Below are 4,207 nucleotides of genomic sequence, written 5' to 3' on the forward strand. Positions count from 1 at the left end.
ACTGTCCGTCGCCGCGCAGCACCGTCTGGCATCAAATCAATTTCCAGTCAAGGCCGTTGTCGGCGATGGCATGCTCGGCCATCCGGCGGGCGCGCAGCGGGTGGCCGCCTCGGACGTCAAGTGGCTCTGCTCCGCCGGGTGGCTGGCCGAGTACCCCGCGCAGGTGGGCTTCCTCTCCTGCACCCGGTCGCTGCTGGACTCGTTCGTGCTGGACCGGGTCCGCGCCCATCCCGCGATCGAGTTCCTGGAGGGCACGGACGCGGTCGGACTGCTCGGCACGGCGACCACGGTGACCGGGGTGAAGGTCCGCGAGCGCGGTCAGGAGCGCGGCGAAGTCCGGGAGATACCCGCCGAGTTGGTGGTGGACGCGACGGGCCGCTCGACCTCGGTGCCGAAGTGGCTCGCCGAGCTGGGCTGCCCGCCGGTGCCCGAGGAGCGGGTGGACGCGGGCGTCGCGTACGTCTCCCGGATGTTCCACCGCCCGGACGGGTCCGAGACCGTCGGCCGGGCAGCCTACCTCCAGACCAAGGCGCCGGACGCGCAGCGCATGGGCGTGCTGCTGCCGGTCGAGGGCGACCGCTGGATCGTCAGCCTCGCCGGGATGCGCGGCGCCGAGCCGGCGGCCGGCGAGGAGGGCTTCACCGAACACCTGCGCCTGCTGCGCGACCCGCTCCTGCACGAGATGCTGCGGGACGCCGAACCCGCGGGCGAGGTCCGCGGCTTCCACCCCGGCCCGGGCGTGCGCCGGCACTACGAGCGCAGCTGCCCGGACGGGCTGGTGGTGGTCGGCGACGCCGCGAGCACCTTCAACCCGGTGTACGGGCAGGGCGTCACCGTCGCACTGTTCTGCGCCCGGGAGCTCCGCCGCACCGCGAAGCGCCACGGCGGCATCGGACACTCCACCGCCCGGGCCGCACGGCGCGCCGTCGCCGTGGCGTCCAAGATCCCCTGGGTGATCTCCTGCGCCGAGGACGCCCGTTTCCCCGCCACCACCGGCGCGCCCTCCGGCGCCCTGATCGGGCTCCAGCACAGCTTCTTCGACAAGGTGCTGGCGGCCAGCACCTCGGACACGGCGGTCACCGCGGTGTTCCACGAGGTGATGTCGCTGGTGGCGCCACCGTCGGCGCTGTTCCGGCCGTCGGTGCTCGCGGCGGTCCTGCGGGCCTGAGGCGGAGCCGGGGCCTTCCGGGCACCGGCGGGGCGTTCCGGGCACCGGCGGGATGCTCCGGGCACCGGCGGGATGCTCCCGGCGCTACTCGCCGAGGTGCGCGGCGACGTACGGCAGCGCCACCTGTTCCAGGCCGCGCCGGCCGAAGGCGGGGTGGACGTTGACCTCGAAGACCACGCCGCCGCTCTCGGCGGCGAGGTCCACCCCGGCGAGGTCGAGGCCCGTGGAGGCGGCTGCCGCGATGGCCGACTCCGCGAGTCCGTCCGGCAGTTCGGTGTAGTCGAGCAGCGTGGAGACGGCCCCCCGGCTCTCGTTGCAGGGCGCGTCCGGGTCCGCCTGGACGTGCTCGACGACCCGGACCACGCGCCCCTGCAGCACCACCACCCGGTACTGGTGGCGGCGCCCGTCCGGGAGGACGTTCCGGGCGTCGCGGGCGATCAGCCAGTCCGCGCCCGCCCGGGCGTAGTGCCGCGCGGCGGCGTCGAGCTGCGCGCGGGTGGTGAGGTGGAAGACGTCGTCGCCGCCCATCCCGATGCAGGGCCTGGCCCAGACGTCGCCGCCGAGGGCCGCGAAGGCGTCGGCGGCGGCCTCCGGGCTCGGCCCGGAGAGCGCGATGCTGGGCATGTGCGGCACGCCGTCCCGGACGAAGCTCGCGACCGTGGCGTCCTTCTCGGTGGCCGCCCGCCACGCCTCGGCGTCGGTGCCGAGCGAGCGGGCGCCGAAGCCGCGCAGCCGCCGTTGGCAGCCCTCGAACGCGCGGCGCCGGTGCGGCGGGATCTCGTAGACGATCACCGTGTCGGCGGTCACCGCCCGGCCGCCCGCCTCCAGCCGGATTCCGCCCGCGTCGTCGGCCTCGATCAGACCGCTGCCGCCGGTCATGAAGTGCCGGGCGTCCAGCTGGACGGGCTCCCGGCCGGTCAGCGTCCGCGCGGCGGCGGCGAGCACCTGCCGGCTGCCTTCGGTCGAGCTGTGGTCGGTCAGGAGTACGAGATCGCGTCGGCCCATGCGGACATGCAAGCGATTGCGCCGCGACCATGACAAGGAGGCCCCGCGCGCCATCCGCCTCCGGCATGGCCGAAACCGCACCGCCCTGGACGGACGGAGTGGCACCCGGGGCCCCGCCGCGGCCGACCACCCCCGCGCCGACCGGTTAATTCGGATGCGTCCGGTCCACCCCTCCCGCTACCGTGGCCCCATGTCAACGCCCCGAATTTCCTAGCCGACGGACCGCTTCCACGCCACCCGTCTGTTCGCTAGCCTTTTCGGAGCGTTATCCCGTGATCACCACCCGTGGTGTCGACGTGCGCGTCGCCGCCCGTCTCCTGCTGTCCGACGTCACCCTGCACATCGCCCCCGGCGACCGGATCGGCCTGGTCGGCCGCAACGGTGCCGGCAAGACCACGCTGCTCGCCACCCTGGCCGGGCAGCTGGCACCCGCCGCCGGCACCGTCACCCGAACCGGAGCCGTCGGCTATCTCCCGCAGGACTCCCGCGCCGCCGACCCGTCGGTCACCGTCACCGACCGCATCCTGTCCGCCCGCGGCCTGGACACCGCCGTCCGCACGCTGCGCGCCGCCGAGGCGGCGATGGCCCGCGCCGGGTCGCCGGCCGAGGAACGCCGGGCGATGGACGCGTACGTCCGGGCCGAGGCCGGGTTCCAGTCCCGCGGCGGCTACGCCGCCGAGGCCGAGGCGGCCCGGGTCGCGGCCGGGCTCGGCCTGCCCACCCACCTGATGGGCTCGCCCGTCGGCACGCTCTCCGGCGGCCAGCGCCGCCGGGTCGAGCTGGCCCGCATCCTGTTCGCCGACCACGGCACCCTGCTGCTGGACGAGCCGACCAACCACCTGGACGCCGACTCCGTCGCCTGGCTGCGCGGCTTCCTCGCCACCCACCAGGGCGGGCTGGTACTGATCAGCCACGACCTGCGCCTGCTCGCGGAGACCGTCAACCGGGTCTTCCACCTGGACCCGCAGCGCGCCACGATCGACGTCCACAACACCGGCTGGGAGACCTATCTGACCCAGCGCGCCGCCGACGAGCGCCGTCGCACCCGGGAGCGGGCCAACGCCGAACGCAAGGCCGCCTCCCTGCACGCGCAGGCCGACCGGATGCGGGCCAACGTCGCCACCGCGACCACCGCCCGCAGCATGGCCCGCCGGGCCGACCGGATGCTCGCCGAACTCGAACCCGTCCGGCAGGCCGAGCGCACCGCCCGGATCCGGCTGCCCGAGCCCGCCCCGTGCGGCCGGACGCCGCTCGGGGCGATCGGCCTCGCCAAGTCCTACGGCGGCCGGCCGGTGCTGACCGGACTGGACCTGGCCGTGGACCGCGGCAGCCGGCTGGTCGTGCTCGGCCTGAACGGGGCCGGAAAGACCACCCTGTTGCGCATCCTGGCCGGCCGGGAGACACCGGACTCCGGCCGCGTCGTCCCCGGCTCCGGTCTGCGACTCGGCTACTTCGCCCAGGAGCACGACACCCTCGACCCGGCACTCAGCGTGCGCGACAACCTCGCCGCGGCCGCACCCGGCCTCACCGACGGCGAACTGCGGCACGTGCTCGGCGCGTTCCTCTTCCGGGGAGACGACGCCGACAAGCCGGCCAGGGTGCTGTCCGGCGGTGAGAAGACCCGGCTCGCCCTGGCCGGCCTGGTGCACTCCGGCGCCAACGTCCTGCTGCTGGACGAGCCGACCAACAACCTCGACCCGGCCTCCCGCACGGAGGTCCTGACGGCGGTGGGCAGCTACCCGGGCGCGATCGTGATGGTCACCCACGACCCCGGCGCCATCGAGGCCCTCCGGCCCGACCGCGTGCTGCTCCTGCCGGACGGCGACGAGGACCTCTGGCACGACGCGTACCTGGACCTGGTCGCACCGTGCTGAGCTCCGGCGCCGGCCCGCCGGGGCCCCCCCCCCCCGCGGGCGGGGGCGGCGACCGCCCGCGCCACAACCCCCCCCCCCCCCCCAACACCGCCCCCCCGGGGGCCCCCGAGGCCGCCTCCGCCGACCGGCGCCGGATCCACGTCACCGTCCAGGGCCGGGA

3 protein-coding genes are annotated in these 4,207 nt (G+C 75.4%); 2 read left to right on the forward strand and 1 reads right to left on the reverse strand.

Annotation, left to right across the window (positions count from 1 at the left end):
• A partial coding sequence (locus tag ACIQOV_RS30220) for an NAD(P)/FAD-dependent oxidoreductase (RefSeq protein WP_401053771.1) occupies nt 1-1,168 on the forward strand: 1,168 nt, incomplete at its 5' end.
• An 84-nt stretch (nt 1,169-1,252) separates the two neighbouring features.
• Here ACIQOV_RS30220 and ACIQOV_RS30225 read toward each other — a convergent pair.
• On the reverse strand, nt 1,253-2,173 hold the full coding sequence (locus ACIQOV_RS30225; protein WP_401053773.1) for a RimK family alpha-L-glutamate ligase: 921 nt from the start codon (nt 2,171-2,173) through the stop codon (nt 1,253-1,255).
• 272 nt (nt 2,174-2,445) lie between these two features.
• Between ACIQOV_RS30225 and ACIQOV_RS30230 the strand changes: the two genes are divergently transcribed.
• Nucleotides 2,446-4,047 carry an ABC-F family ATP-binding cassette domain-containing protein gene (locus ACIQOV_RS30230; protein WP_401053775.1) on the forward strand — a complete coding sequence of 534 codons (1,602 nt, stop codon included), beginning with the start codon at nt 2,446-2,448 and terminating at the stop codon, nt 4,045-4,047.
• Nucleotides 4,048-4,207: the final 160 nt, after the last annotated feature.

This window comes from Kitasatospora sp. NPDC091257, assembly GCF_044757675.1.
GTDB lineage: Bacteria > Actinomycetota > Actinomycetes > Streptomycetales > Streptomycetaceae > Kitasatospora > Kitasatospora lactacystinica.

Excerpts from the sequence above, each read along its gene's own strand:
- ACIQOV_RS30225 (WP_401053773.1), bottom strand. The coding sequence starts at position 2,173 with ATGGGCCGACGCGATCTCGTACTCCTGACCGACCACAGCTCGACCGAA.